General features: G+C 70.4%; 19 protein-coding genes and 1 pseudogene. 9 read left to right on the top strand and 11 right to left on the bottom strand.

Annotated elements, in window-relative coordinates; translation table 11 throughout:
- Positions 1 to 18 precede the first annotated feature (18 nt).
- From OG787_RS05420 to OG787_RS05440, 5 genes are all read right to left on the bottom strand, one after another.
- Positions 19 to 1,032 (bottom strand): alpha-ketoacid dehydrogenase subunit beta, encoded by a 1,014-nt coding sequence (locus tag OG787_RS05420; protein WP_369030931.1) that lies wholly within the window; start codon positions 1,030 to 1,032, stop codon positions 19 to 21.
- The gene (locus OG787_RS05425; protein ID WP_405534439.1) at positions 1,020 to 2,036 is read right to left on the bottom strand and encodes a thiamine pyrophosphate-dependent dehydrogenase E1 component subunit alpha; all 1,017 of its coding nucleotides are present in this window, start codon (positions 2,034 to 2,036) and stop codon (positions 1,020 to 1,022) included. The genes OG787_RS05420 and OG787_RS05425 overlap by 13 nt, the downstream gene beginning before the upstream one ends.
- Complete coding sequence (locus OG787_RS05430; protein WP_369030933.1) at positions 2,036 to 3,370, bottom strand: M24 family metallopeptidase; 1,335 nt, start codon at positions 3,368 to 3,370, stop codon at positions 2,036 to 2,038. Before OG787_RS05430 ends, OG787_RS05425 begins: the two co-directional genes overlap by 1 nt.
- Before the next feature lie 74 nt (positions 3,371 to 3,444).
- Positions 3,445 to 4,089, bottom strand: a complete 645-nt coding sequence (locus OG787_RS05435) for a helix-turn-helix domain-containing protein (protein ID WP_369030934.1) — start codon at positions 4,087 to 4,089, stop codon at positions 3,445 to 3,447.
- Positions 4,090 to 4,170: 81 nt separating this feature from the next.
- Positions 4,171 to 5,280 carry a sensor histidine kinase gene (locus tag OG787_RS05440; protein WP_405534440.1) on the bottom strand — a complete coding sequence of 370 codons (1,110 nt, stop codon included), beginning with the start codon at positions 5,278 to 5,280 and terminating at the stop codon, positions 4,171 to 4,173.
- Between the two features lie 210 nt (positions 5,281 to 5,490).
- Between OG787_RS05440 and OG787_RS05445 the strand changes: the two genes are divergently transcribed.
- From OG787_RS05445 to OG787_RS05475, 7 genes are all read left to right on the top strand, one after another.
- Positions 5,491 to 5,859, top strand: coding sequence for a DUF4333 domain-containing protein (locus OG787_RS05445; protein WP_369030936.1), 369 nt, complete (start codon positions 5,491 to 5,493; stop codon positions 5,857 to 5,859).
- A 26-nt stretch (positions 5,860 to 5,885) separates the two neighbouring features.
- Positions 5,886 to 6,572, top strand: a complete 687-nt coding sequence (locus OG787_RS05450; protein ID WP_369030937.1) for an ABC transporter ATP-binding protein — start codon at positions 5,886 to 5,888, stop codon at positions 6,570 to 6,572.
- Between the two features lie 711 nt (positions 6,573 to 7,283).
- Positions 7,284 to 9,290, top strand: a complete 2,007-nt coding sequence (locus OG787_RS05455; protein WP_369030938.1) for an FtsX-like permease family protein — start codon at positions 7,284 to 7,286, stop codon at positions 9,288 to 9,290.
- Between the two features lie 111 nt (positions 9,291 to 9,401).
- A complete protein-coding gene (locus OG787_RS05460; RefSeq protein ID WP_369030939.1) occupies positions 9,402 to 10,115 on the top strand; it encodes a response regulator in 714 nt (237 codons plus the stop codon).
- 88 nt (positions 10,116 to 10,203) lie between these two features.
- A complete protein-coding gene (locus tag OG787_RS05465) occupies positions 10,204 to 10,731 on the top strand; it encodes an NUDIX hydrolase family protein (protein ID WP_235479796.1) in 528 nt (175 codons plus the stop codon).
- 210 nt (positions 10,732 to 10,941) lie between these two features.
- Entirely contained in the window at positions 10,942 to 11,097 is a 156-nt protein-coding gene (locus OG787_RS05470; protein ID WP_235473448.1) for a hypothetical protein, read from the top strand.
- Between the two features lie 306 nt (positions 11,098 to 11,403).
- A complete protein-coding gene (locus OG787_RS05475) occupies positions 11,404 to 13,305 on the top strand; it encodes an ABC transporter ATP-binding protein (protein WP_405540422.1) in 1,902 nt (633 codons plus the stop codon).
- Positions 13,306 to 13,341: 36 nt separating this feature from the next.
- Here the strand turns inward: OG787_RS05475 and OG787_RS05480 are convergent, their stop codons facing one another.
- Positions 13,342 to 16,716: a pyruvate carboxylase gene (locus OG787_RS05480; RefSeq protein WP_369030940.1), complete on the bottom strand. Its 3,375-nt coding sequence runs from the start codon at positions 16,714 to 16,716 to the stop codon at positions 13,342 to 13,344.
- Between the two features lie 100 nt (positions 16,717 to 16,816).
- A complete protein-coding gene (locus tag OG787_RS05485; protein WP_405534441.1) occupies positions 16,817 to 18,658 on the bottom strand; it encodes an ABC transporter ATP-binding protein in 1,842 nt (613 codons plus the stop codon).
- Positions 18,659 to 18,816: 158 nt separating this feature from the next.
- Between OG787_RS05485 and OG787_RS05490 the strand changes: the two genes are divergently transcribed.
- Together OG787_RS05490 and OG787_RS05495 are read left to right on the top strand one after the other, a co-directional pair.
- Positions 18,817 to 19,836 carry a glycoside hydrolase family 43 protein gene (locus OG787_RS05490; RefSeq protein ID WP_405534442.1) on the top strand — a complete coding sequence of 340 codons (1,020 nt, stop codon included), beginning with the start codon at positions 18,817 to 18,819 and terminating at the stop codon, positions 19,834 to 19,836.
- Between the two features lie 137 nt (positions 19,837 to 19,973).
- Positions 19,974 to 20,057: pseudogene (locus tag OG787_RS05495) on the top strand (dihydrofolate reductase); the annotation flags it as partial.
- Positions 20,058 to 20,076: 19 nt separating this feature from the next.
- Here OG787_RS05495 and OG787_RS05500 read toward each other — a convergent pair.
- From OG787_RS05500 to OG787_RS05515, 4 genes are read right to left on the bottom strand one after another with little or no spacing between them, the layout of a single operon-like run.
- Positions 20,077 to 21,582: an FAD-dependent oxidoreductase gene (locus OG787_RS05500; RefSeq protein ID WP_369030943.1), complete on the bottom strand. Its 1,506-nt coding sequence runs from the start codon at positions 21,580 to 21,582 to the stop codon at positions 20,077 to 20,079.
- Positions 21,579 to 22,580, bottom strand: coding sequence for an ABC transporter ATP-binding protein (locus OG787_RS05505; protein WP_405534443.1), 1,002 nt, complete (start codon positions 22,578 to 22,580; stop codon positions 21,579 to 21,581). Before OG787_RS05505 ends, OG787_RS05500 begins: the two co-directional genes overlap by 4 nt.
- Entirely contained in the window at positions 22,577 to 24,307 is a 1,731-nt protein-coding gene (locus OG787_RS05510; RefSeq protein ID WP_369030945.1) for a dipeptide/oligopeptide/nickel ABC transporter permease/ATP-binding protein, read from the bottom strand. Before OG787_RS05510 ends, OG787_RS05505 begins: the two co-directional genes overlap by 4 nt.
- Complete coding sequence (locus OG787_RS05515; protein WP_369030946.1) at positions 24,304 to 25,245, bottom strand: ABC transporter permease; 942 nt, start codon at positions 25,243 to 25,245, stop codon at positions 24,304 to 24,306. The genes OG787_RS05510 and OG787_RS05515 overlap by 4 nt, the downstream gene beginning before the upstream one ends.
- Between the last annotated feature and the right edge of the window lies 1 nt (position 25,246).

Here is a 25,246-nt window from a genome sequence, read left to right on the forward strand (position 1 = left end):
CGATCTGGCTGGGCGATCTCAGTAGGCCGAGAGGGCACGGACGGCCGTCACGACCTTGTCCACGGTGGGGATGACGCGCTCCTCCAGCGCATCGGCGAACGGCAGCGGGACGCACTCCCCCGCCACCCGTCGCACCGGCGCGTCGAGCAGTCCGAACCCCTCGTCGGCGACGACGGACGCGAGCGTCGCGCCCCATCCGCCCTGGTAGGGGTTCTCCTCGACAATCGTAAGTCGCGAGGTCTTCCCCAGCGAGGCGAGCACGGTGCTGACGTCCAGCGGCACCAGACAGCGCAGGTCGACGACCTCCGCGTCGATACCCTCCGTGACCAGCCGTTCGGCGGCGGCCAGCGCGACCGGGACCATCGAGGCGAGGGCCACGAGCGTGATGTCGGCGCCCTCGCGGACGACGGCCGCCTTCCCCAGTTCCACCACATGGTCCGGTGGCGCGGGCGGGCCCTTGCTCGCGAAGAGCCCCTTGTGCTCGAAGAAGACCACGGGGTCGTCGCTGCGAATGGCGGCCGCCATCATGCCGACGACGTCGGCGGGTGTCGACGGTGCTGCGATCTTCAGTCCGGGCACGGTGAACGCCCAGTTCTCGGTGGCCTGCGAGTGCTGCGCCCCGAAGCCGAGCCCACCGCCGTTCGCGGTGCGGACGACGAGCGGCACGGTCACCTGACCACCCGTCATATACCGCACTTTCGGTATCTCGTTGGCGAGGTAGTCCCAGCAACAGGCCAGGAAGTCGGAGAACATGATCTCGGCGACGGGCCGCATCCCGGTCATGGCGGCGCCCATCGCGGTGCCCACGATGGCCTGTTCGGAGATGGGCGTGTCCCACACGCGCTCGGGCCCGAACTCCTTGAACAGTCCGGCGGTCGTCTTGAACACCCCGCCGGCCTCACCGATGTCCTCCCCGAGGCACACGACCGCCGGATCGCGCCGCATCTCCCGCGCGATGCCCTCGGCGACGGCTTCCCGATAGGTGATCTGCCGCTGTGCGGAAGCTTCTTGAGTCTCCGTCAGGTTCGCCATGCCGCACCTCCGTCCGCCCATACGTCGGTCAGCGCCTCGGCCGGATCGGGCGCGGGCGCCGCCTTCGCGGCCTCAACCGCGTCTCGTACGACCGCAGTTGCCCGCTCGTCGACGGCGACGATCGCCTCCGCCGGAACACCCAGTTCGGCGAGCCGACCCCGCGCGAGGTCCAACGGGTCGCGCTTGAGCCAGCGTTCGACCTCCTCGGCAGGCCGATAGGTGGCCGGGTCGGCGCGGCTGTGCCCGTAGTGGCGGTAGGTCTCGGCCTCCAGGAGGGCGGGCCCGTCTCCTGCCCGGGCCCGCCGCGCGAGCCGGTCCACCGCCTCCCGGACCAGCACCACGTCGTTGCCGTCGACGACCTCGCCCGGAATGCCGTACGCCGGGGCCCGGTCGGCGGCCGGCCGGGGCACCGCAGTGACGTCCGCGATCGCCGTGTACTCCATGTAGAGGTTGTTCTCGCAGATGAACAGCACGGGCAGTTTCCATACGGCGGCCAGGTTGAGGGCCTCGTGGAAGGCGCCGATGTTGGTCGCGCCGTCGCCGAAGAAGGCGACCGCGAGCTGGTCGGTGCCGCGCAGCCGGGCCGACCAGGCGGCGCCGACGGCCATGGGGAGATGGGCGCCGACGATGGCGTACGAGCCGAGCATGCCGGCGGACGCCTTGGTGAGGTGCATGGAGCCGCCCTTGGCCTTGCAGAGCCCGGTCGCGCGGCTCATCAGTTCGGCGAGGCACTCCTCGGGGGTGGCGCCGCGCGCGAGGGCGTGGTGGTGACCCCGGTAGGTGGCGAAGACGTAGTCGTCGTCGCGCAGGGCGGCGCTCGTACCGACGGCGATGGCCTCGTGTCCGGCGGCGAGATGGGTGGTGCCCTTGACCAGTCCCGACAGGAAGAGGTCGTGGGCCGCCTTCTCCGTACGACGGATGACGGCCATCTGCTCGTAGAGGGCGAGGAGTTCGTCCCCGGTGATGCCGGCGACCGTGGCGCGTCCGGTCTCCCTGGTGTCCATCAACCGCTCCCGTTCCTGCGGGTGTTGAGGTGGGACTGGGCTTCGCGGCGGGTGTTGAGTTCGCCGCCGACCGTCCAGTACTTGCGGCCCGCGACCAGGAGTTCCTCGGCCGGGAACTTGGTGATGACCTCGCAGCCGTCGGCGGTGACGACGATCTCCTCCTCGATGCGTGCCGCCGTCCAGCCGTCGGAGGCCGGCCAGTAGGTCTCCAGGGCGAACACCATGCCCTCTTCGAGGACTTCGGGGTGGTCGAGGGAGACGAGGCGGCTGAAGATGGGCTTCTCCCAGATGGACAGGCCGACCCCGTGGCCGTACTGGAGCGCGAAGGCCGCGGTCTCGTCCGGGAAGCCGAACTCCTCGGCGCGCGGCCACACTTGGACGATGTCGGCGGTGGTCGCGCCCGGCCGGACCAGGGCGATCGCCTCGTCCATGTACTCCCGGCAGCGGACGTACGCGTCGCGCTGGGCGCCGGATGCGCTGCCGACGGCGAACGTGCGGTAGTAGCAGGTGCGGTAGCCGAGGTGGCTGTGCAGGATGTCGAAGAAGGCGGGGTCGCCGGGACGGATCAGGCGGTCGCTGTAGACGTGCGGGTGCGGTGAACAGCGTTCCCCGGAGATGGCGTTGACGCCTTCGACGTACTCGCTGCCCAGGTCGTACAGCACCTTGCTGACGAGTCCGACGCACTCGTTCTCGCGGACGCCGGGGCGGAGGTAGCCGTACAGCTCCTCGTAGGCCGCGTCGACCATCGCGCAGGCCTGGGTGAGCAGGGAGATCTCGTCCGGGGTCTTCGTGCGGCGGGCCTGGAGGAAGACCTGCTGGCCGTCGACGACGTCGATGCCCTCGGCGCGCAGGGCCATCAGGATCGGCATCTCGGCGAGGTCGACGCCGAGCGGTTCGTCTCCGAGGCCGTGGGCGCGCAGCTCGGTGGCGATCTTGCGGGCCACGTCCTCGGCGATGCCCGCGTCCGGGTGGAAGGCGCCGCGCAGGGTGGAGATCCCGGCGCGGGCGCCGGTGGGCGGGACGTCCTTGCCGTCGCTGTAGTCGAGCCAGGGGTTGTAGAGCTGGTGGTGGCGGGCGGCGGAGCCGAAGTCCCAGAGGACCGGTTCGCCGCCGCGCACCAGCAGTGCGAAGCGGATCAGCTTGTCCATGGCCCACGTGCCGATGTGGGTGGACGTCATGTAGCGGATGTTGGCGAAGTCGAAGCTGAGAACCGCGCCCAGCTCGGATCGGTTCAGGGCCTGGTGGAGCCTGGCCAGCCGCTCCCCGCGCAGCCTGTCCAGGTCGACGCGCTGTTCCCAGTCGACGGCATTGGGTCCGAAAGTGCGGATCGCCATGGCGACCACCCCCACTTCGGAGTGAACGACTCGACGGCCCGGGTGTCAACTATTACTGAACAGTCTGTTCGATGTCAGGAGCTGCTCTCGCTGAACACGAACCACACGCCGACGGCCGGTTCCGCCCTGTCATTGCGGTACCGGTGCGGGGTCGTCGACTCGAAGCACACGGCATCACCGGGACGCAGGGTGTGCTCGTCGAAACCGAGGGTGAGGACCAGCTCGCCCGAGGTCAGATAGCCGTACTCGGTGCCCGCGTGCCGCATCAGCCCGCCGCTGCTCGACGAGGAACCGCCGGGCCGGTAGGTCACCAGCAGGAAGTCGACATCCGTCCCCGGGACATGCCCGAGCCGCTCCCACACGACGCCCGAGTCCAGCTCGATCGTCTCCCGCTCACCCGCTCCCACCAGCGGGCCGATCCGTCGGCCGGGGTCGGCGGCGAAGGCGGCGAGGGCATGCATGACGGTGGCGCCGGCGACCAGCGGGGACTCGCGGACGGCTTCTGCGGGCGTGTCGAAGAGGGACTCGACGGAGATGGCGAGGGCTGTGGTGATCGCGTACAGGGTGCTGACCGACGGCTGGCTCTTGCCGGTCTCGATCTGGGAGACGAGGCTGGCGGAGACCCCGATCTCACGCGCGAGCCCCCGCAGGCTCATCCCCCGTTCGAGGCGCGCCTGCCGGATCCGCGCCCCTACGGGCGGCACGCCGGCGGATGGCACGGGCGGCTCTCCTCACTGTCAGTGGTGTGTAGTGTTATTGAACAGCACATCTCGGCCGTGCCACCAGAGAACTCCACCGGGTCACGCGTTCTCCGTGGGGAAGAGTGCCCACACCTCCCATCCCTCCGTGTGTCCGGCCAGTGGCCCGGCGCGCAGGTCGCCGCCGAGGGCCGTGACGCGTTCCGTGAGGCCGACCAGGCCGAAGCCGCCGCCGTGCGCTGCGGCCGGGAGCTGGGTGCCGCCCCGCCCGTCGTTGGTCACGGCGACCTCCAGGCTGCGGCCGTGATAGCGGAGCCGGACGGTGATCTCGGTGGCGTCGGCCGCGTGCCGTCGTACGTTCGTCAGCGCTTCCTGCACCACCCGGAACGCGGCGGCCTGCACCTCGTGCGGAAGGTCGTCCGGCACGGCGGGTTCGCGGTCCAGGGTGACGTGCTGGACCGGGCTCGCGAAGCCGTCCGTCAGCTCCACGATGCCGGCCAGGTCTCCGACGGGTCTGCGGTCGGCGGAGTCCGGGCCACTGTCGCGGAGCACGCCCACGGTCCGGCGCATGGACGCCAGGGCCTCCGTGGCCGCCCGTTCGATGCCCGCGAGGACCGTGTCGAGGTTCTCCGGCTGGGTGGTCGCCATCATGCGGGCCATCTGGGTCTGGACGAGAATGCCGGTGACATGGTGGGCGACGAAGTCGTGCAGGTCGGCGGCGATCGCCACCCGTTCCGAGCGCCGCGTCGCGTTGATCGCCATGTTCCGCCGGTAGTCCAGCGCGCGCAGATACCCGGCCAGTCCGGCGACGAGGCCGACCAGGACGAGGCCTATCAGCATGAACCCCAGCAGGCTTGACTCGTCGTGCTGATAGAAGCGCGCGGGGGACGCGAGCAGCGCGGCACCGTTCAGGACCCCGCAGACGACGGCCCAGGGCTGAGGGCAGCGCCGGACCGCGATGAACAGCAGGCTAAGCAGGATCCCGGTCTCGCCCGGGCCGAACGGGGCCTGCTCGTCAAGCAGCACCGAACCGGCCGTGAACAGCAGCGAGGCAACGGCCGGTACGCCCGTACGCAGCGGCGGGGTGAACCAGTCGGGGCGCCGCCCGGCCGGCCACAGCAGAGCGGCGAGCCCGATGACCAGGACGACCACGGTGGGCCAGACGTCGTAGCCACTGTCCTCGGCACTGAGCAGGTCCACGACCGCGGCCATGACCAGGAGCGAGACAACGAAACCCCGGACACAACCGCGGGGCGGATCCGATTGCATGCGGATCACCGTAAGCGCGGACGGCGGCGACGGGATCGGCCGAATGGTCGAGAAGCGGTCCGTGAAGGATGGCCGGACGGCCGAGGCGGGCGCCTGGGCCCGGGGGAGAGAGTGGAGCCACTTCCCACCCGGCCCCACCGTCAGGAGTACAACATGCAGCGCAAGGCTCTCATCAGCGTGATCGGCGGTGCGACCGCCGCGGTCGCCCTGGCCGGTGTCGGCACCCATCTGCTCGCGGGTACCGAGTCGACGACCTCCCTGGACCGGTACACGACAGTGACGGTGGACGGTCACAAGGCCCTGTCGGCCAAGATCGTCGCGGGCCGCGCCGAGAGCAAGTTCCACCCGCTCCCCTGGGTGGGCACAGAGGTCTCCGGCGTCTCCTGTCCGACCGGCCTGAAGGCCGTGACCGGCGCGAGCATCACGTGCACGGGCCGCACCGGCAAGGGCAAGGACATAGACATACCGGTCACCGTCGTGAAGGCGACGAATACGTCCGTGACCTGGAAGTTCGAGCGCTGAGCAGCGACGAGGAGAACGAGCAAATCATGAGTACTGTCCTGGCCGGTCACGGCCTCACCAAGAAGTACGGCTCCACCACCGCGCTGCACGGCGTCGATGTGGAGGTCGCCGCCCGGGAGTCGCTCGCGATCATGGGTCCGTCGGGGTCCGGAAAGTCGACCCTCCTGCACACCCTCGCCGGAGTCGTCCGGCCGGACGGCGGCGAGGTCCTGCTGCACGGCGAGCGCATCGACAACCTGGGCGAGAACCGGCTGAGCGATCTGCGCCGCAAGCGGTTCGGATTCGTGTTCCAGTTCGGCCAGTTGCTGCCCGAACTGCCCGCCGAGGAGAACATCGCGCTGCCACTGATGCTGGACGGCCTGCCCCGCGGCCGGTCCGTCTCCCTGGCCCGCCGCTGGTTCGCCCCGCTCGGCCTCGACGGCCTGGAGAAGCGCCGCCCGGGTCAGCTGTCCGGCGGTCAGGCTCAGCGCGTCGCGATAGCCCGGGCCCTGGTCGTCCAGCCCGACGTGGTCTTCGCGGACGAGCCGACCGGCGCTCTGGACCAGGCCACGAGCGAGGAGGTCATCCGGCTCCTGACCTCGGTCACCCGCGAGCAGGGCGCCTCCCTGGTGATGGTCACGCACGACCCGGACGTCGCCGCCCACTGCGACCGCGTCCTCCAGGTCCGCGACGGCCGGATAACGAGCCACCAGCAGTACACGGTGAGGCCCTGAGCGGACGGGGCAGGGCCTGCGAGGCGCCGCCCTCCTTATCGGCCACCTCTGCCACGAACCACGGCGCCGACGCCCCACCTGAGACAAGCGGCCCCACCGCACAGCCCTCCCGCTGCCACCGCGCTCCCGACCCACCTCTTCTCTGCCACGACCCTCCACTCCGACACCCCGCCGACCAAGCGACCCCGACTACATCGCCGTCCCGCCGCTCCCAGCCCCTCTCTTCTGCCACGGCCCGCGACTCCGACACCTCTCCTGCCAAGCGGCCCCACTGCATCGGTCCCCGGCATCGCTCTCCGCGGCCACGGGCCAGCCGCTCCGACGCCCGGCCTGACAAGCGGACCACCACGTCGCCCTCCCGCTGTCCCCCTCCTCTGTCACGGCCCGCAACTCCGACGCCCCGCTGGCCAAGCGATCCCCACCGCATCGCCCTCTCTCCGTCCTCCCCTCTGCCACAGGCCGCCGCCCACGCCCCTCGACCGCCGGCGGCCCCGCCCTCCAGCACGCCCACACCCCTTGCCTCCGCCCAGCCCCTTGCCCTCCGGCCGTTCCCGTCCCAACCCACCGCGCCCGCGTCCCACGCCCCACGCCCCACGCCCCACGCCCCACGCCCTGCGCCCCACGCCCTGCGCCCTGCGCCCTGCGCCCGCACACCCGATCACGCCCCCTCTCCTCTCCCTCTCCACTCGTCCCAATCCCCCCGGAGCCCAAATGTCCTCGCCCGTCCCACAGTTGACGTGGTTCCTCGTGCGCCGATCCGGTCGGCGCGGTCTGTACAGCCAGTTGCTGGCGGCCGGTGCCGCGGCCGTCGGTGCGCTGATCCTGCTGGTGCTGACGGCCGCCTACTTCGGCAGTGACACCCGTGCCCACGCCACGGCCTGGCGCACCCCGGCACCCGACCGGCACGGCACGGCCGTACAGACACTCGGCACGACGTACCTCGGCGACCGGCCCATCACCGTTGTGTCGCTCGCCCAGTTGTCCGGCCGCAGAGCCACTCCCGCACCCCCGGGGCTGACCGGGTTCCCCAAGCCGGGGCAGGTGTACGTCTCGCCCGCCCTGGCCGACCTGCTGCACAGGACACCGGCGAAGCAACTCGCCGGTCGATTCCCGAAGGTGTCCTCGTACGGCACCATCGGCGAGGCCGGTCTCGGGGCGCCCCAGGAGCTGGTGGCGGTCGTGGGGAGGGCCGCATCCGACCCCGCGGTCTCCAGCGCGGCCGAACCGCTCGGCATGTTCGGCCAGTTCGGCGGTCAGACCGCACGCGCGGTGGTCTCCGGCTTCGACGGCGGCGAGGTCAGTGTCTTCACCTCGTCGGACAAGCCCGCGGTGTCGATCGGGGTGGCGATCGTCGCCGTACCCGTGATCGTGCTCGCGGCGGCAGCCGGTCGGCTCGGCGCGGCCCGGCGCGAGCAACGGCTCGCCGCGCTGCGGCTGGCCGGGGCGACTCCGCGCCAGATCCTCGGGATGACCGGCCTGGAGTCGGCGGTCGTCGGCGCGGCCGGGGCCCTCGTCGGTGCACTCGCCTATTGCCTGCTGCTGCCCGCACTCGCGGAGATCCCGTTCGGGATCGGCACCTGGTACACCGACCAACTGTGGGTGGGGCTGCCGTGGCTGCTGGGGATCGTCACCTTCGTGGCCGGACTCATCGCGGTGAGCGCGATGTTGACGCTGCGTCAGGTGGCGACCTCGCCGTTGGGTGTGGCCCAGCAGGCGGACCCGCGCCGCACCAATCTCATCCGTCTGATCCTCTTCGTGGCCGTCCTGCTCTACATCTATGTGACGGCCTCGTCGGGCGGTTCCGGCCCCGGTCAGCAGCTCGCGATGCTGCTCATGTTCTACGGCGCCTTCTGGCTGCTCGGCCCCTGGGTCGTGGACCGGCTCGGCCGGATCACGGCCCGCTTCGCCCGCCGTCCGGCGACCCTGCTGGCGGCGCGCCGGCTGAGCGACGACCCGCGCGGGTCGTGGCGTACCGTCAGCGGCCTGGTCCTCGCCGGGTTCGTGGCCGGATTCTTCACCGTGGGCAACGTGGGCATCGACGACTACCGCTTCCCCGGCCAGGTCGCCATAGCCACCTCAAGCACCGCCACGGCCCGCACCGCCGCCACCGAGGCCCGTACGTTGCTCCACGCGGCCGGGGTGAAGGCGACCGTCACCGCGAGCGACGGCGACGCCGAGATCCTGAGCAGCACCCCTGGAGTCGTGGTCCACGTCTCCGGCGGAGCGGCGCAGGTAGACACCGCGGTCACCGCCCTGTCACACGTGGTTCCGGGCCAACTCCCGTACACCCAGGCCTACGTCAACGCCGAGAACCAGGTCTTCACCGGCCGGCTGGGCGAACTCGGCACCGCCGCTCTCGCGGTCAGCTTCCTCGTCGCGACCGCATCCGCCGGACTGACCGCCGCCGCGAACGTCCTCGACCGGCGCCGCGTCTACGCCCTGCTGCGGCTGGCCGGCACCCCGTTGAAGCTCCTCGACCGGGCCAGGTTCCGCGAGACGGTCCTCCCGCTGGTCGTCCTCGCCGGGGGCACCACCGCGGCCGGTGTCTATGCCGCCTTCCAGGTCAACAAGCTGTTCGACAGCACGATCAGCACCTCCGGCGCGGTGACCCTGGCGGTGTGCGTGACCGTGGGCGCGCTGGCCATGTTCGCGGCGATCGGAGCGAGCAGGCCACTGCTGCGGGCGGTCACACAGGACCCGGCGCAGACGGCGGACTGAGCGGGCTGAACGGACCGACAAGAGACCGCGCCCTCCCCCGACCACAGACCACACGCCGCCGCAGACCACACACCACTCCTCCCCCTCCCACCCCTGAGGCATGATCGAGCCATGACCCCCGCCCCGCCGAGTCCCCCGATCCGCGTCCTGATCGCCGACGACCAGGACATGGTCCGTACGGGTTTCCGTTTCTTCCTGGACGCCCAGCCCGACATCACCGTGGTCGCGGAGGCCGCCGACGGCGAGGAGGCGGTGGCGCTGGCCCGCAGTGAGCGTCCGGACGTATGCCTGCTGGACATCCGGATGCCCAGGCTCGACGGCCTGGAGGCGACCCGGCTGCTGGCCGGTCCCGGGGTCGCCGACCCGATGCGGGTCGTCGTGGTCACCACCTTCGACCTCGACGAATACGTGTACGGAGCACTGCGCGGGGGCGCCTGCGGGTTCCTGCTCAAGGACTCGGGGCCCACCCTGCTCGCGGAGGCGGTACGGGCCGCGGCGGCCGGTGACTCCCTCGTGTCGCCGTCGGTCACGGTCCGGCTCCTCGAGCACATCACCGGAGCCCAGACCACCGGGTCCCGTCCGACGGCCCCGCCGCCCCCGGTCTCCGCGGCGATACTCAAGGAACCGCTCACCGACCGGGAACTCGACGTGGTCCGGCTGGTCGCCCTCGGGCACACCAACGCCGAGATCGCCTCCGCGTTGTTCGTCTCCCTCTCCACGGTCAAGACGCACCTGTCGAGCGTGCAGCTGAAGCTGGCCGCCCGGAACCGGGTGGAGATCGCGGCCTGGGCCTGGCAGAACGGGCACGCGCGCCCGGAGGCGTGAGGTCCCGCGCCTCCGATGTGGCGCGTTCGACGTGGAACGGCTATGCAGAAACAGGACGAGTTGAAAGTACGATCAGCCAATGTCTGACATGATCGAAACCACGCCCGGCTGGCTGGCACCCGACGAGCTCGAACAGGCTCGCGCGAAGATGCCGATCCTGTACGTCGAAGCCGTACCGGTGCGCGTCGACGACAACGGCGAAGTCTCCAGCATCGGCCTGCTCCTGCGCATCGGCTCGGACGGCACGGTCAGCCGCGCCCTGGTGTCGGGCCGCGTCCTGCACCACGAGCGGGTGCGCGACGCCCTCCTGCGCAACCTGGAGAAGGACCTCGGCCCGGTCGCCCTGCCCCGGGTCCCGGCCTCCCCCCAGCCCTTCACCGTCGCGGAGTACTTCCCGACGCTGGGGGTCACCCCGTTCCACGACCCGCGCCAGCACGCGGTGTCCCTCGCCTACATCGTCCCGGTGGCCGGCGACTGCCGCCCCCGCCAGGACGCCCTGGACCTGGTCTGGTTCAGCCCCGAGGAAGCCTCCTCCCCGCTGGTGCAGAACGAGATGCCGGGCGGCCAGGGAGTCCTCCTCAAGCAGGCCCTCGCCCATGTCGGCCGCCTGTCCTGAGCTGGGCGGACAATCAAAACCCAGGAATTACCAAGGTTCTCACAGCATTCCCATGGCAATTGAATTCTGAGATTTCGACTAACACCGCACGAGGCCGTGTTAAGTTTTCTTTCATCAGGGCGGCGGGAAAGTCCGGGGCGAGAGCCCTGAGCCTCTCTCCGTCCAAGCGGAATCGTCCCGTGCAGTACTGGAAACTCAGAAGGAGTCAGTATGAGCTTCAGGATTATTGCCCCGCTCACCCCGCAGCGGAACGCGAACGCGAACCCGAACGCCAACCAGTTCCCGCAGCCCCCGCAGGACGCGCAGCAGGCACGCCGTCGGCGCCCGCGACCCGGCGAGCCCGTCCCGCCCCGGGCCGGCAACTGACGCAATCCCTGCTCACACGGGAGGGCCGGTGGTGTTCCACCGGCCCTCCCGGCGTTTCCGCACCGCTCCGCTGCACTGTGCACGGACTGTGGATCTCCCCGGAAACACCTGGCGATCGGGCAAAGTCCCGGAAACCGCGGGAGCTTGCTCCGTAAAGTCATGCATCACAGGAGAATCATGCGTGCGACCAAAACCAGGGGCAATTCAGGGACCGACCATCCGCGAAGCGTCCCACCGGGTATCGAATTGTCCGAATACGGGTTCCCGATCAATTCGGAAAAGAATGCGGGGAGCAATTCGGGCGAGATATACGACGAACCGGACGACAGCTACGTCGAAGACGAATACGAATCGTCCGCCACCCCCACCGTCCCCGCCCGTACGGCCTTCCGTCGTTTCTGGCCGCTGACGAAGGGGCTGCGGCGCTGGCTCGTGGCCGTCTGGCTGTGCACGGTGCTCGGCGCGCTCGCCGAGACGTCCGCCATCCTGCTCTTCGGCGACCTCACCGACAACGCGCTCCAGAACGGCTCGCTGGACGCCTTCTGGACACCCGCGGCGCAGTGGCTGGGCATCGCCGTGGTGGGCGCGGCCATCGGGTACGCGGGCGGTTCCCTCTCCGTGTGGGTGTCGGAGCGGTTCGTGATGCGGCTGCGCGAACGGGTCTTCGACCATGTGCAGAAGCTGCCCCCGCACTTCTTCCAGCGCCACCGCCAGGGCGATCTGCTCTCCCGGCTGACCGGTGACATCGAGGCCATCGAACAGATGGCCGTCTCCGGCCTCATCGGCACCGCGTCCGCGCTGTTCAGTGCCGTTTTCTACGCGGCGGCCGCGTTCTGGCTGCAGTGGGACCTGGCTGCGGTGACCTTCGCCCTCGCCCCTCTGTTCTGGCTGGCCGCACGGAGGTTCTCCGCCGGCGTCAAGTCCGTGGCCAGGGACGGCCGGGTAGCCGACGGCGCGGTGACCTCCGTGGTGGAGGAGTCCCTCGGCAACCTCGTCCTCACCCAGGCGTACGGCCGTGAGGACGCCGAGCGGCGCAAGCTGAAGCAGGAGGCGACGGCGTGGTTCCGGGCCTCCGTGCGCTCGGCCCGGCTCAACCAGGCGTACGGGCAGCTCGTGCAGGTCATCGAGACGATCTGTGTGCTGGCCGTGATCGGTATCGGCGTGTGGGAGATCTCCGAGGGGCAGATGACGCTCGGTCAGCTGCTCGCGTTCGCCGCCCTCCTCAGCTACCTCTACCCGCCGATCCGCAGCCTCGCCCAGCTGGGCCTCGTCATCACAGCCGCCACGGCCGGCGCCGAACGGCTCATCGAGGTGCTGGACTCCCGACCCGCCGTCAGCGACCCGACCGGACCCGAGCGCGCCGGGACCCGGCGTCCCGACGGCAGCGTCGAGGTGCGGGACGTCTCCTTCCGCTACCCGGGAGCCGACGCCACGGCGCTCGACTCACTGTCCTTCACCGTGCGCCCCGGTGAACTGGTGATCGTCACCGGGCCGAGCGGCGCCGGAAAGTCCACCCTGTCCAAGCTCCTGCTGCGCTTCTACGACCCCGACTCAGGCGCCGTCCTCCTGGACGGCACCCCGCTCAGGGACTTCCCCCTGGACCGGCTGCGCGAGTACATCGCCCTGCTGCCCCAGGAGACCCTGGTCCTGCACGACACGGTCCGCGCCAACATCGCCTGCGGCCGGCCCGGCGCCAGCGACCACGCCATCGAGGAGGCGGCCCGTACGGCCGACGCGCACGACTTCATCACCGCGCTCCCCGACGGGTACGACACCCGGGTCGACCCCAACTCGGCACGCCTGTCCGGCGGCCAGCTGCAGCGCCTCGCCATCGCCCGGGCCGTACTGCGCGACGCGCCGGTCCTCGTCCTCGACGAGCCCACGACCGGCCTCGACGCGATCGCCTCCCGCCGCATCGTCGAACCGCTGCGCCGTCTGATGGCCGGCCGCACCACCATCGTGATCACACACGACCTGGATCTGGCCCCCGACGCCGACCGCATCCTCGTCATCGACCGGGGCCGCATCACAGAGTCCGGCCGCCACGACGAACTCCTCGCCCTCGGCGGCACCTACGCCCACCTGTACAGCTCCCGGACAGAGACGTCGGCGGGACCGGCCGAGCCGTTCCCGCCGATGTTCGCGCCTCCCCAGTACGCCGTGTTCACCGGCCCCGAGGGCTACTACTACGGCGGACAGGCGTCCTGAGTCCCCTGAGAACCCTGAGAGCCGACTGTGGCGGCCTCAGCCGATCTCGACGAGCAGATCGCCGCCCTCCACCTGCTGGATCCGGTTGATGGCCAGCCGCGTCACCTTCCCTGCCTTCGAGGCGGTGACCGCGGCCTCCATCTTCATCGCCTCGATGGTGGCCACCGTGGCACCGGCCGCCACCTCGTCGCCCTCGGCGACAGCTAGGGTCACGACCCCGGCGAACGGCGCGGCGACATGGCCGGGGTTGGCCCGGTCGGCCTTCTCCGTCGCCGGGATGTCTGAGGCGACCGAGGTGTCGCGCACCTGGATCGGGCGCAGCTGGCCGTTCAGGGCGGACATCACCGTACGCATACCGCGTTCGTCGGCCTCGCCCACGGCCTCCAGCTCGATGAGCAGCCGTACACCCGGTTCGAGGTCGACGACGTACTCCTTCCCGGGACGCAGCCCGTAGAAGAAGTCCTTGCTGTCCAGGACGCTGGTGTCGCCGTAGGTCTGACGGTGTGTCTCGTACTCGCGGGTCGGCCCGGGGAACAGCAGCCGGTTGAGGGTCGACCGCCGCTCCTTCACCAGCCCCTCGCGGTCGTCCGCGGTCAGTTCCTGGACGGGCTTGGGGGCGGCGCGGCCCTCCAGGGCCTTGGTGCGGAACGGCTCCGGCCAGCCGCCGGGCGGGTTGCCCAGCTCGCCGCGCAGGAAGCCGATGACGGAGTCGGGGATGTCGAACCTGTTCGGCGTCGCCTCGAAGTCCTTCGGCGAGACATCGGCGCCCACCAGGTGGAGCGCGAGGTCACCGACCACCTTCGACGAAGGCGTCACCTTCACCAGCCGGCCGAGGATGCGGTCGGCGGCGGCGTACATCGCCTCGATCGCCTCGAAGCGGTCGCCGAGACCCAGCGCCACCGCCTGGGTGCGCAGGTTGGAGAGCTGACCGCCGGGGATCTCGTGGTGGTAGACCCGCCCGGTCGGCGCGGCCAGGCCCGCCTCGAAGGGCGCGTAGATCTTGCGGACGCTCTCCCAGTACGGCTCCAGGTCGCCCACGGCGGCGAGGCTCAGCCCGGTGGACCGCTCGGAGTAGTCGGTCGCGGCGACGATGCCCGACAGCGACGGCTGCGAGGTGGTGCCCGCCATCGACGCCACCGCCCCGTCGACCGCGTCCACGCCCGCCTGGATCGCGGCGAGGTAGGTGGCCAGTTGACCGCCCGCCGTGTCGTGGGTGTGCAGATGCACCGGCAGCTCGAACTCGCGGCGCAGTGCCGATACGAGGGTCGCGGCGGCCGGAGCCCTCAGCAGGCCCGCCATGTCCTTGACGGCCAGGACGTGCGCGCCCGCCTCGACGATCTGTTCGGCCAGTCGGAGGTAGTAGTCGAGGGTGTAGAGCCGCTCGGACGGATCGGACAGGTCGGCGGTGTAGCAGAGGGCGACCTCGGCGATCGCCGTGCCCGTCTCCCGTACGGCGTCGATCGCGGGCCGCATCTGCCCCACGTCGTTCAGCGCGTCGAAGATCCGGAAGATGTCGATGCCGGTGGCCGCGGCCTCCTGCACGAAGGCGTCGGTCACCTCGGTGGGGTACGGCGTGTAGCCGACGGTGTTGCGGCCGCGCAGCAGCATCTGGAGGCAGATGTTGGGCACGGCCTCGCGGAGTGCGGCCAGGCGTTCCCACGGGTCCTCTGCGAGGAAGCGAAGGGCGACGTCGTAGGTGGCGCCTCCCCAGCACTCCAGGGAGAGCAGCTCGGGCAGGGTGCGCGCCACGACCGGGGCGACGGCGAGCATGTCCTTCGTACGGACCCGGGTGGCGAGCAGCGACTGGTGGGCGTCGCGGAACGTGGTGTCGGTGACGCCGATGGCCGGTGACTCGCGCAGCCAGCGGGCGAAGCCCTCCGGGCCGAGTTCGACGAGCCGCTGCCGGGATCCGGCGGGCGGTTCCCCTGCCGACAGGGCCGGGATCTTGGTGACCGGGTCGCTCAGCTCGGGCCGTTCGCCGTGCGGCTTGTTCACGGTGACGTCGGCGAGGTAGGTGAGCAGCTTCGTGCCCCGGTCGGCGGAGTGACGTGCCGTGAGCAGATGCGGGCGCTTCTCGATGAACGACGTCGTGACCCGGCCGCCCCGGAAGTCCGGGTCGTCGAGCACGGCCTGGAGGAACGGGATGTTGGTGGCCACGCCCCGGATGCGGAACTCGGCCACGGCACGCCGGGCCCTGCTGATCGCGGTCCCGAAGTCACGGCCCCGGCAGGTGAGTTTGACCAGCATCGAGTCGAAGTGCGCGCTGATCTCCGTACCGGCGTGGGTGGTGCCGCCGTCCAGCCGGATGCCCGAGCCGCCGGGTGAGCGGTAGGCGCTGATCCGGCCGGTGTCGGGGCGGAAGCCGTTGGCCGGGTCCTCGGTGGTGATACGGCACTGGAGTGCGGCCCCGTGCAGGGTGACCGTCTCCTGGGAGAGCCCGAGGTCGGCGAGAGTCTCGCCGGAGGCGATGCGCAGCTGGGACTGGACGAGGTCGACGTCGGTGACCTCCTCGGTGACCGTGTGTTCGACCTGGATGCGCGGGTTCATCTCGATGAAGTGGTAGTTGCCCTCGCGGTCGAGGAGGAACTCCACGGTGCCGGCGTTGCGGTAGCCGATCTCCCGGGCGAACCGCACGGCATCCGCGCAGATCCGGTCGCGCAGTTCCGGGTCGAGGTTCGGCGCGGGGGCCAGCTCGATCACCTTCTGGTGGCGGCGCTGGACCGAACAGTCGCGTTCGAACAGGTGGATGACATTGCCCTCGCCGTCGGCGAGGATCTGCACCTCGATGTGACGGGGTTCGACGACGGCCTTCTCCAGGAAGACCGTGGAGTCGCCGAACGCGGAGGCCGCCTCGCGCGCCGCGGCCTCGATGGACTCGCGCAGCTGGGCGGGGTCCTCGACCCGCCGCATCCCGCGCCCGCCACCGCCGGCGACGGCCTTGACGAAGACCGGGAAGCCGATGTCCTCGGCGGCGCGGACGAGTTCGTCCACGTCGGAGGAGGGTTCCGAGGAGCCGAGCACCGGTACGCCGGCCGCGCGGGCGGCGGCCACCGCACGCGCCTTGTTGCCGGTCAGCTCCAGCGTGTCCGCGCTCGGCCCGACGAAGGTGATGCCGGCCTCCTCGCAGGCCCGCGCCAGATCGGGGTTCTCCGACAGGAACCCGTAGCCCGGGTACACGGCGTCCGCTCCCGCCTGTCGCGCGGCGCGAACGATCTCCTCCACGGAGAGGTACGCCCGCACCGGGTGTCCCGGCTCGCCGATCTCGTACGCCTCGTCGGCCTTCAACCGGTGCAGTGAATTGCGGTCCTCGTGCGGGAAGACGGCCACGGTCCGCGCGCCCAGCTCATAGCCGGCTCGGAACGCCCGAATCGCGATCTCACCACGGTTGGCGACCAGCACCTTGCGGAACATCAATGGATCCCTTCAGCCTGCCGGTGACGCGCCCCATGGTGTCGGCCCGGCCCGACTTGCGCCATGTGAACCGGGCCACTAACAGCCACGAATGCCACGTCTAGAGCAGATCGGCCCGCGCGGGGCTGTCGTCCACAGGGTCGTCGAAGGACTCGTCGTCGAGGAAGCCGCCCGACTGGTGCTGCCACAGCTTGGCGTACGCGCCCTCCGTCGCGAGGAGTTCCTGGTGCGTGCCCTGCTCGACGATCCGGCCGCGGTCGAGGACGACGAGCCGGTCCATGGAGGCGACCGTGCTCAGCCGGTGCGCCACGACGAGCGCCGTCCGTCCCTCCATGAGCCGCCACAGCGCCTCCTGGACGAGGATCTCGCTCTCGGAGTCGAGGGCGCTGGTGGCCTCGTCGAGCAGCAGGATCGGCGCGTCGCGCAGGATCGCCCGCGCGAGGGCGACCCGCTGGCGCTGGCCGCCGGACAGCTTGACCCCGCGCTCGCCGACCATGGTGTCGAAGCCCTCCGGCAGCGCGTCGGCGAACTCCGTGACATGGGCCGCCTCGGCCGCGCGGCGGATCTCGGCGTCGGTGGCGTCCGGGCGGGCGAACGCGATGTTGTCCCGCAGGGTGCGGTGGAACATCGCCGGGTCCTGCGGCACGTAGGCGATCAGGCTGCGCAGATCGGTCTGGCGCAGTCGGCTGATGTCCTGGCCGCCGATCAGGATCCGGCCGGAGTCGATGTCCGTCATACGCAGCAGCAGCCTGCTGAGCGTGGTCTTGCCTCCGCCGGACCGGCCGACGAGCCCGATCCTGGACCCGCTGGGCACGGCCAGGTCGAGTCCCTGGAAGAGAGGTTCCGCGCCCGCGTGGGCGAAGGTCACGTTCTCGAAGCGGACGTCGGCGGCCCGGGACAGCAGGGCCTCCGGGGACTCCGGGTCGAGCACGGTCGGCGACGTCAGCAGCAGCTCGGTGAACTGCGCGGCCTCCGTCATCGAGCTTTCGAGCCGACGGTAGATCTGGTTGAACTCGAACATGATCCGCGTGGCGTTCGTGTAGTACGTGAAGGCGACGACGACCGCCTCCACGCCGTGCCCGCCTCCGGCGAGGGTGACCGCGAGCAGCAGACCCAGGGCGTTGGTCAGCACGGACAGGGGCGCGACCAGCGTGTCGATGCGCAGGTTGCCGTAGTCCCACGACCGCAGCATGAGCCGCCGCGAGGCCGCGACACGGGACCGGTGTTCGGCCGCCTCGCGCTCCTCGGCGGCGAACGCCCGCACGGTGTCCATGTTCATGAGGCTGTCGGCGACATGGCCCGAGACCCGGGCGATGGCCTCCTCGCGTTTGTCGACGAGGGCCTGACGGCGGCGGATGAGCGGCACCACGCACACCGCCGTCAGCGCGATCATCGCCAACAGGCCGACGACGAGCAGGGGTTCGTAGCGCCACAGCACCACCGACCCGAACAGGAGCGGCACCAGACTGCCCACGACCTGGAACGTGATCGTGTCGACGAACTCCTCGAACCGGGAGGCGAAGCTCAGGACCCGTTTGGTCAGCGACCCGGCGAAGTTGTCGTGGAAGAACGAGGCGTCCTTGGCGAACAGTTCGTCCATGCCGATCACGTACAGATGCTCGATGCCCCGGGCGTCGACGCGGTTCAGACAGTGCAGGCCCCCGCGCCACAGCACCTCCGCGAGGAGCAGAACACCGCCGAAGCCGAGGACGTACGGCAGCGTGGCGCCGACGCTGATCCCGTCCTCGCCCGCGATACGGCCGACGAGCTTCGCGACGATCAGCGGCGCGATGTAGTTGATCCCGATATTGCCGAGCGCCGGCAGCAGCATCGCGGGTACGGTCAGCCGCCGGAGGCGGGCCAACTCCCGTCCGTAGTAACGAAGGGCGAGGAGCACCGAGCCTCGGCCCGGTGAGAACTCGCGCGATTCAGGCGATTCCATGCCAACCCTGTGGTGTCGAAACGGCGGCCCGCTACGCATTTCGGGCATCGCAGTGTCCCGCGACGACGCCGGGGCAGTCCAAGCGTTTTTCTCAGCCACGGACTTGGCCGACAACCCGGCCAACAGGGGGCCTTGCAGGGGCGACGTATTCTTCGACCATGGCTGACACCGAACCGATGCGGCTTCCCGACATGCCGCTGCACGATCCGTTCGTCGTCGCCGACGAGGAGACCCGCACCTACTACCTCTACACGTCCAACGACCCGTCCGTGTCGGGCGTGGACGGCATCGGCACGATGGTCTACCGCAGCCAGGATCTGCGCGACTGGACGCGCCCCGTCGTGGTCTTCCTCGCCGCCGAGCAGCAGGGGATCTGGGCGACCGACGGCGGCTGGGCGCCGGAGGTGCACGAATGGGGCGGCCGGTACTACCTGTTCACCACACTCCACAACGAGGACCGACCGCTTCCGCTGCCTCCGCCCGACCAGTGGGGTACGCCGTTCCAGGTCCCGTCCTACATGCGCGGCACGATCACGGCCGTGTCCTCCTCGCTGCTGGGCCCGTTCACGGTTGTCGACCCCGCGCGCCCCACCCCGCCCGCGAACCTGATGACCCTCGACGGCACGCTGTACGTCGACCCGTCCGGGCAGCCGTGGATGGTGTACGCGCACGAGTGGTTGCAGACCATCGACGGAACCATGGAAGCGATCCGCCTGGCCCCGGACCTGTCCCGCACGATCGGAGACCCGGTCTTCCTGTTCAAGGCCTCGGACGCGTCCTGGATCACCGAGGAGATCCCCGCAGGCCGGCCGCACCAGCTCGCGCCCTACGTCACCGACGGCCCCCAACTCCACCGCACCCCCGACGGCTCCCTGCTCATGCTGTGGTCGACGTACGAGAAGAACGTGGCCGGCAAGGACGGGACGATCAGCGGCGGTTACGTGCAGACCTACGCCGCCTCGAAGTCGGGCGGCATCGAGGGGCCTTGGCGGCAGCACCGGCCGCTGGTCCGCGAGGACAGCGGCCACGGCATGCTCTTCCACACGTTCGAAGGCCGACTGATGATGATCCTCCACCGCCCCTTCGAGAACGCGCGGGGCAAGCTGTACGAGATGGAGTTCGCCGGCCAGGAGCTACGGGTGCTGCGGCGACGCGCCGACCTGGACGGCGGCGGCTGACATTACTCCGCGGACACACCGGAGGCCGCCTTCCCCTCACTGAGAACGGCTGCATCGTCGACTCGGATGGCGGCATCGACTGGACGGAGCCCGACGCGCATGTCTTCCGCTTCTGGATCGACGAGATCCGACACCACGAGCGCCGCGTGGACCTCGAAGTCGTCGAGACCCGCACCTTCAACTCGAAAGTCGTCCACCTCCGCCACCGCGTGGCTCGCTGAGTTCCACCGGCGCTCCCCGCTACCCGGTGGCGGCGCGGATCCCGGCAATACGACCCGAACTGATCGCCCAGGACAGCGGAGTGCCGAACCGGTGCTCGTCAAAGCCGATCCAGCCGCCGACGACCGAGCCGGCCCCGAACAGTCCAGGGATGGGCCGGGACCGCGGGTCGAGCACCCGCAGGTGCTGGTCGGTCCGCAGCGGCCCGGCGGTGTCGATCATGAGCGGCCGGAACCGCAGCGCGTAGAACGGCGGCTTGCGCAGCGGGACCAGATGCTCGGGGTCCTTGGCCCACATCGCGTCACGCCCCGCGTCGCAGTAGCCGTTGTATTCCTGCACGGTGGCGCCCAACGCCTCCGGGTCGGCACCGATCCAGCGCGCGATCTCCGACCAGTCGTCGGCCGAGACACACCAGTCCTTGTTCGCCGGATCGGCCAGAGTGTCACGCAGCGTGGTGCGGTAGCCCCCGGCGACCCAGGTTCCCGGATCGTCCTCACCGGGACGCGCCTCTCCGGCGAACGGGTCCGGCTGGTCGATGACGTACTGCACCAAGGCGTCGTCGAACAGTGCGAACCCGGCCATGCCGGGCTGGGCGATCAACGCGTTGGTGGTGGCGTTGACCGTGCCGGTCGACTCGTCGAGGAAGCGATCGCCGCGTGCGTTCACCCAGAGGCAGCGAGGCTCCATGCCCGCGCGGTTCGGCTTGTTCTTCTTGGTCTTGAAGCTGTAGCAGTTCTCCTTGATGAGGAACGAACGGCCGCCGGTGTCGGCTCCGACCGCACGGGCGAGGGCGATTCCGTCGCCCGCGAGTCGCTTGGTGTCGGTCCAGTACACGTCCTCGTCGTAGACACCGGGGAACTTCTCGTGCAGCAGGTCGACGTTTCCGGTGAAGCCCCCGGTGGCGAGTACGACCCGCGGGGTCCCGATCGTGATCCTGCCGTCCCTGGTGTCGGCCACCACCGCGCTCACCCCGGTGTCCGGCGAGCCGATGATCTCGACCGCCGCTGCCTTGGTGAGAATCTGGCCACCATCGGCGGTGAAGCGCTTGGACAGCGCCTCCATCACCCGCTGGAAGCTGCCAGGGTGGTTGGACCATCCGCTGGGCTCCACACCCAGATCCCTGCCCACCATGGGCCGGTAGCCGATACCGCGGTCCTCCAGCCACTGCACCGTCTCGTCGGCCTCGTCCACCCACAGCCGGACAAGCCTGGGATCCACACCGTCGTAATGGTGATACGCCATCGTGTCCCGGAAGACGGTGTCGGGCGAGTTCCCGAGGCCGGCCTCACGCTGGGACCTGCTCCGCACCGCGAACAGGAACCCGCCGGACATACCGGCGTTGCCGCCCACGAGCGGGCGCTTCTCCAGCACCACGACCCGGTCAAGTCCGTGTTCCTGTGCGGTGATCGCGGCCGGCAGCCCGGCCCCACCGGCCCCGATCACCACCAGGTCCGCCGTCAGTTCGCCGCTGAGCGGCGCGGGCGCCACGTTCAATGAGTAGGGCTGGTCCGGGGTCATATCGCTCATGCGGTTGCTCCTTCAGGTGTGGGGTTGTCGGCGGTGTAGAGGTGGCAGGCGACCGTCCGGCCATCGAGGAGGGTGGCGGCCGGCCGCCGGCTCCGGCACGTCGGCGTGGCATGCGGGCAACGTGGTGCGAAGGGGCAGCCTTGCGGCGTGTGCCCTGTCCCCTCCCGGCCGGCGACCGGGTCGGCCTGCTTCCGGGCTGCTCGGCGTTTGCGCTGGCGGAGCGGGTCGGCCACGGGTGAGCTGGCGATCAACGCCTGGGTGTAGGGGTGCAGCGGCCGGCACAGGACGTCCTGCATGGTTCCGCTCTCCATGACTCGCCCGCGGTAGAGCACGACCACTCGTTGGGCGATGGCCGCGACCACCGCGAGGTTGTGCGCGACGAACAACATCGCTGTTCCCCGTTCGCGGCTGAGGCCGGTCATCAGGTCGAGCATCCGTGCCTGGGTGACCACGTCGAGGGCGCTGGTCGGTTCGTCGCAGATGACAAGCGCCGGATCGGTGGAGATCGCCCTCGCGATGGCGATGCGCTGACGCTGGCCTCCGGAGAACGCGCTCGGGTAGCGGTCGATCGCGTCTGCGGGCAGGCCGACCCGGGTCAGCAGCTCCTCGATCCGTGTGCGGGCGTCCGCGGCATTGAACCTGCCGTGGACTTCGAGGGGTTCACCCAGCGTCGTGCCGATGGTGCGTGCCGGATTGAGCGAGGCGTAGGGGTCCTGGAAGACGACCTGGAGCCCGGTGGACAGATCCCGTCGTTCGGCGGCGTGCCGGTGGGTGATGTCCTGGCCGCCCAGGTGGATGGTGCCCCGCGCCGGGGCCGTCAGGCCGAGAATCGCCCTGCCCACCGTCGACTTGCCCGAGCCCGACTCGCCCACCAGGCCCACGATCTCCCCGTGGCCGACCGTGAGGCTCACGTCGTCGACCGCCTTGGTGGGCCTGGAGCGCCACCCGCTCCTGTACTCCACGCAGAGGTCCCTGACGTCCAACAGGGGTGTGCTCATCCCCAGCTCCTTTCCTCGCCCGCGTCGACCGGAAGCCGGGGTGTCGCCGCGACCAGCGTGCGGGTGTATTCCTGGGCGGGCGACAGCAGCACCGCCTCCGTGGTGCCCTCCTCGATCAGACGGCCGTCCGACATGACCGCGACCCGGTCGCAGATGTCGGCGACCACACCGAGGTCGTGGGTGACCAGCAGAAGCGTCAGTGAGGACTCCTCCCGCAGATACAGCAGGAGATCGATGATCTCCGCCTGGACGGTGACGTCGAGCGCGGCGGTGGGTTCGTCGGCGACCAGCACATCGGGCTCGCCGCTGAGGGCGAGCGCGATCGCCACCCGCTGTGCGATCCCGCCGGAGAGCTGGTGGGGATAGCGGCGGGCGACCGCGGCCGGATCGGGCAGGCCGACACGAGTCAGCAGACTCAGCGCGATCCGCCGGGCCTCCCGCCGACGCACGCGCCGATGCAGGCAGATGATCTCGTCCAGTTGCGAGCCGACGGTGAAGGAGGGGTCGAGCGCGGCCATCGGTTCCTGGGCCACAAGGCCTATTCGGGACCCGCGGACCTTGCGCAGTCGCGCCTCGTTCAGGCGCAGCAGGTCCTCGCCGTGGAGCAGCACGCGGCCGGAGGTGACCCGCCCGGGCGGCGGCACCAGCCCGAGGATGGACAGCGCGGTGGTTGTCTTGCCGGATCCGGACTCGCCGACCAGGCCGAACACCTCGCCGCGCCGCAGTTGGAAGCCGACGTCCCGGACCACGGCCCGGTCGCTGCCGCCCTGTCCCGGGTAGCACACGTGCAGCCGATCGACCGTCAGCACCGCGTCCGACGCCGGCGCGGGCGCGGCCGCTCCGTCCGCGGGCACATCCGGCACCGGCCGTCGCGGGTCGGGCAGTTGCGAGGGACGCCGGTGCCCGCTCAGCGCGTCCAGCAGGGCGTGGCCGACGAGGTTGAGGGCCAGCACGGTCGCGGTGAGGGCGACTCCGACCGGCACCATCAGCCACGGGTGCTGGTCGATGTTCTGTGCGGCGTTCAGGGTCATCTGACCCCAGCTCGGGGTCTCCGGCGAGAAGCCGAGGCCGAGGAAGGACAGGGAGGTCAGGAACAGGAACGTGCCGCTGTACTGGAGGACTGTCTGGACGATGAGGGGACCGGTGACGTTGGGCAGGATGTGCCGGGCCAGGATCCGCGGGCGCGACAGCCGGGAGACCAGCGCGGCGTCGACGTAGGACAGGTCTCGTGCGGCGGCCGTCGAGGTGCGCACGACCCGGAAGAGGGCGCCGCTGGTCAGCACGCCGAAGGCGATGGCCATCACGATCAGGTTGTTGTCGGTCACCGCGGCGATGGCCAGCACCACCACCAGCCCCGGCAGCGCGAACAGGATGTCGACGACGAAGGTGGCGGCGGCGTCGACCCGCCCCGACAGGTAGCCCGCGAGCAGCCCGCCGGGTACGGCGATCACCAAGGACACGCCTACCGGGATGAGCGCGGTCAGCAGCAGTCCGCCTCCGCCGTGCAGCAGCCGCGAGAAGATGTCGCGGCCGAGTTCGTCGGAGCCCAGCCAGTGCAGTGCACCGGGCCCGCTGAAGGTGTTGGACAGGTCCTGTTCCAGTGGGTCGATGGGCGCGAGCACCGACGCCAGCGCACACGCCACGCTGATCCCGATCAGCCAGATGAGGCTCGCCCAGACCGCCGGGCGGGCGAGCGCCCTGCGCAGGGCTGTGAGGGACGGGGTCATGAGAACCGGATCCTTGGGTTGAGGGCCGCGGCCACCACATCGGTCAGCAGGTTGACGGCGACGATGATGAGGCTGAAGGCCAGCACCGCGCCCTGCACGACCGGAAGATCGTGCTGGCGGATCGAGCTGAGCATCAGCGTGCCCACGCCGGGCAGGTTGAAGATCGCCTCGATCACCATGACCCCGCCGAGGGCGAACACGAATCCGAGGCTGGCCACGGTCACCACCGGGCCGCTTGCGTTGCGCAGCACGTGCCTGCACACGATCCGCCTGTGGGACAGCCCGTTCGCCGCGAGCGTGCGAACGTAGTCGCGCGAGAGCTGCTCGACAACGCCCACGCGCGTCTGGAACGCCACCGGTCCCACCCCCGCCAGCCCCACGGCGACCATCGGCAGGATCAGGTGCGACAGCCACTCCCCCGGTGAGGCGGTGAAAGCCACGTACCCGGTGGCCGGAAACACCGGGAGCCGGATGGCGAAGGCGAACACGAGCAGTCCCGCGAGCCAGAAGCTCGGAACCGCCATGCCGATGCTGGCCCCCCACATGACCGCACGGTCCACCAGGCCGCCCCGCACGGCCGCGACCGTCCCGAGGGCGACGCCGACCAGGAGGGTGAACACCGTGGCGAGCACGGCGACCGACAGCGTGACCGGCAGCGCGCTGACGAGGGAGTCGGCCACCGTCTGGTTCGACACCAGCGACACCCCCAGGTCGCCGTGGAACAGGCCGCCGAGCCAGTCGCCGTACTGGACGATTGCCGGCCGGTCCAGTCCCAGCGAGGCCCGGAGTTCGGCCACTTGGTCCGCCGTGGCTCCCGTACCGAGCAGAAACGACGCCGGGTCCCCAGGAACAAGCTGGACCAGCAGAAACGTGAGCGTGGCGACGATCGCCATGATGGGCACCACGGAGGCGAGCCGCCGCAAGCACAGTCGGAGCATG

The organism is Streptomyces sp. NBC_00075 (assembly GCF_045041225.1).
GTDB lineage: Bacteria > Actinomycetota > Actinomycetes > Streptomycetales > Streptomycetaceae > Streptomyces > Streptomyces adonidis.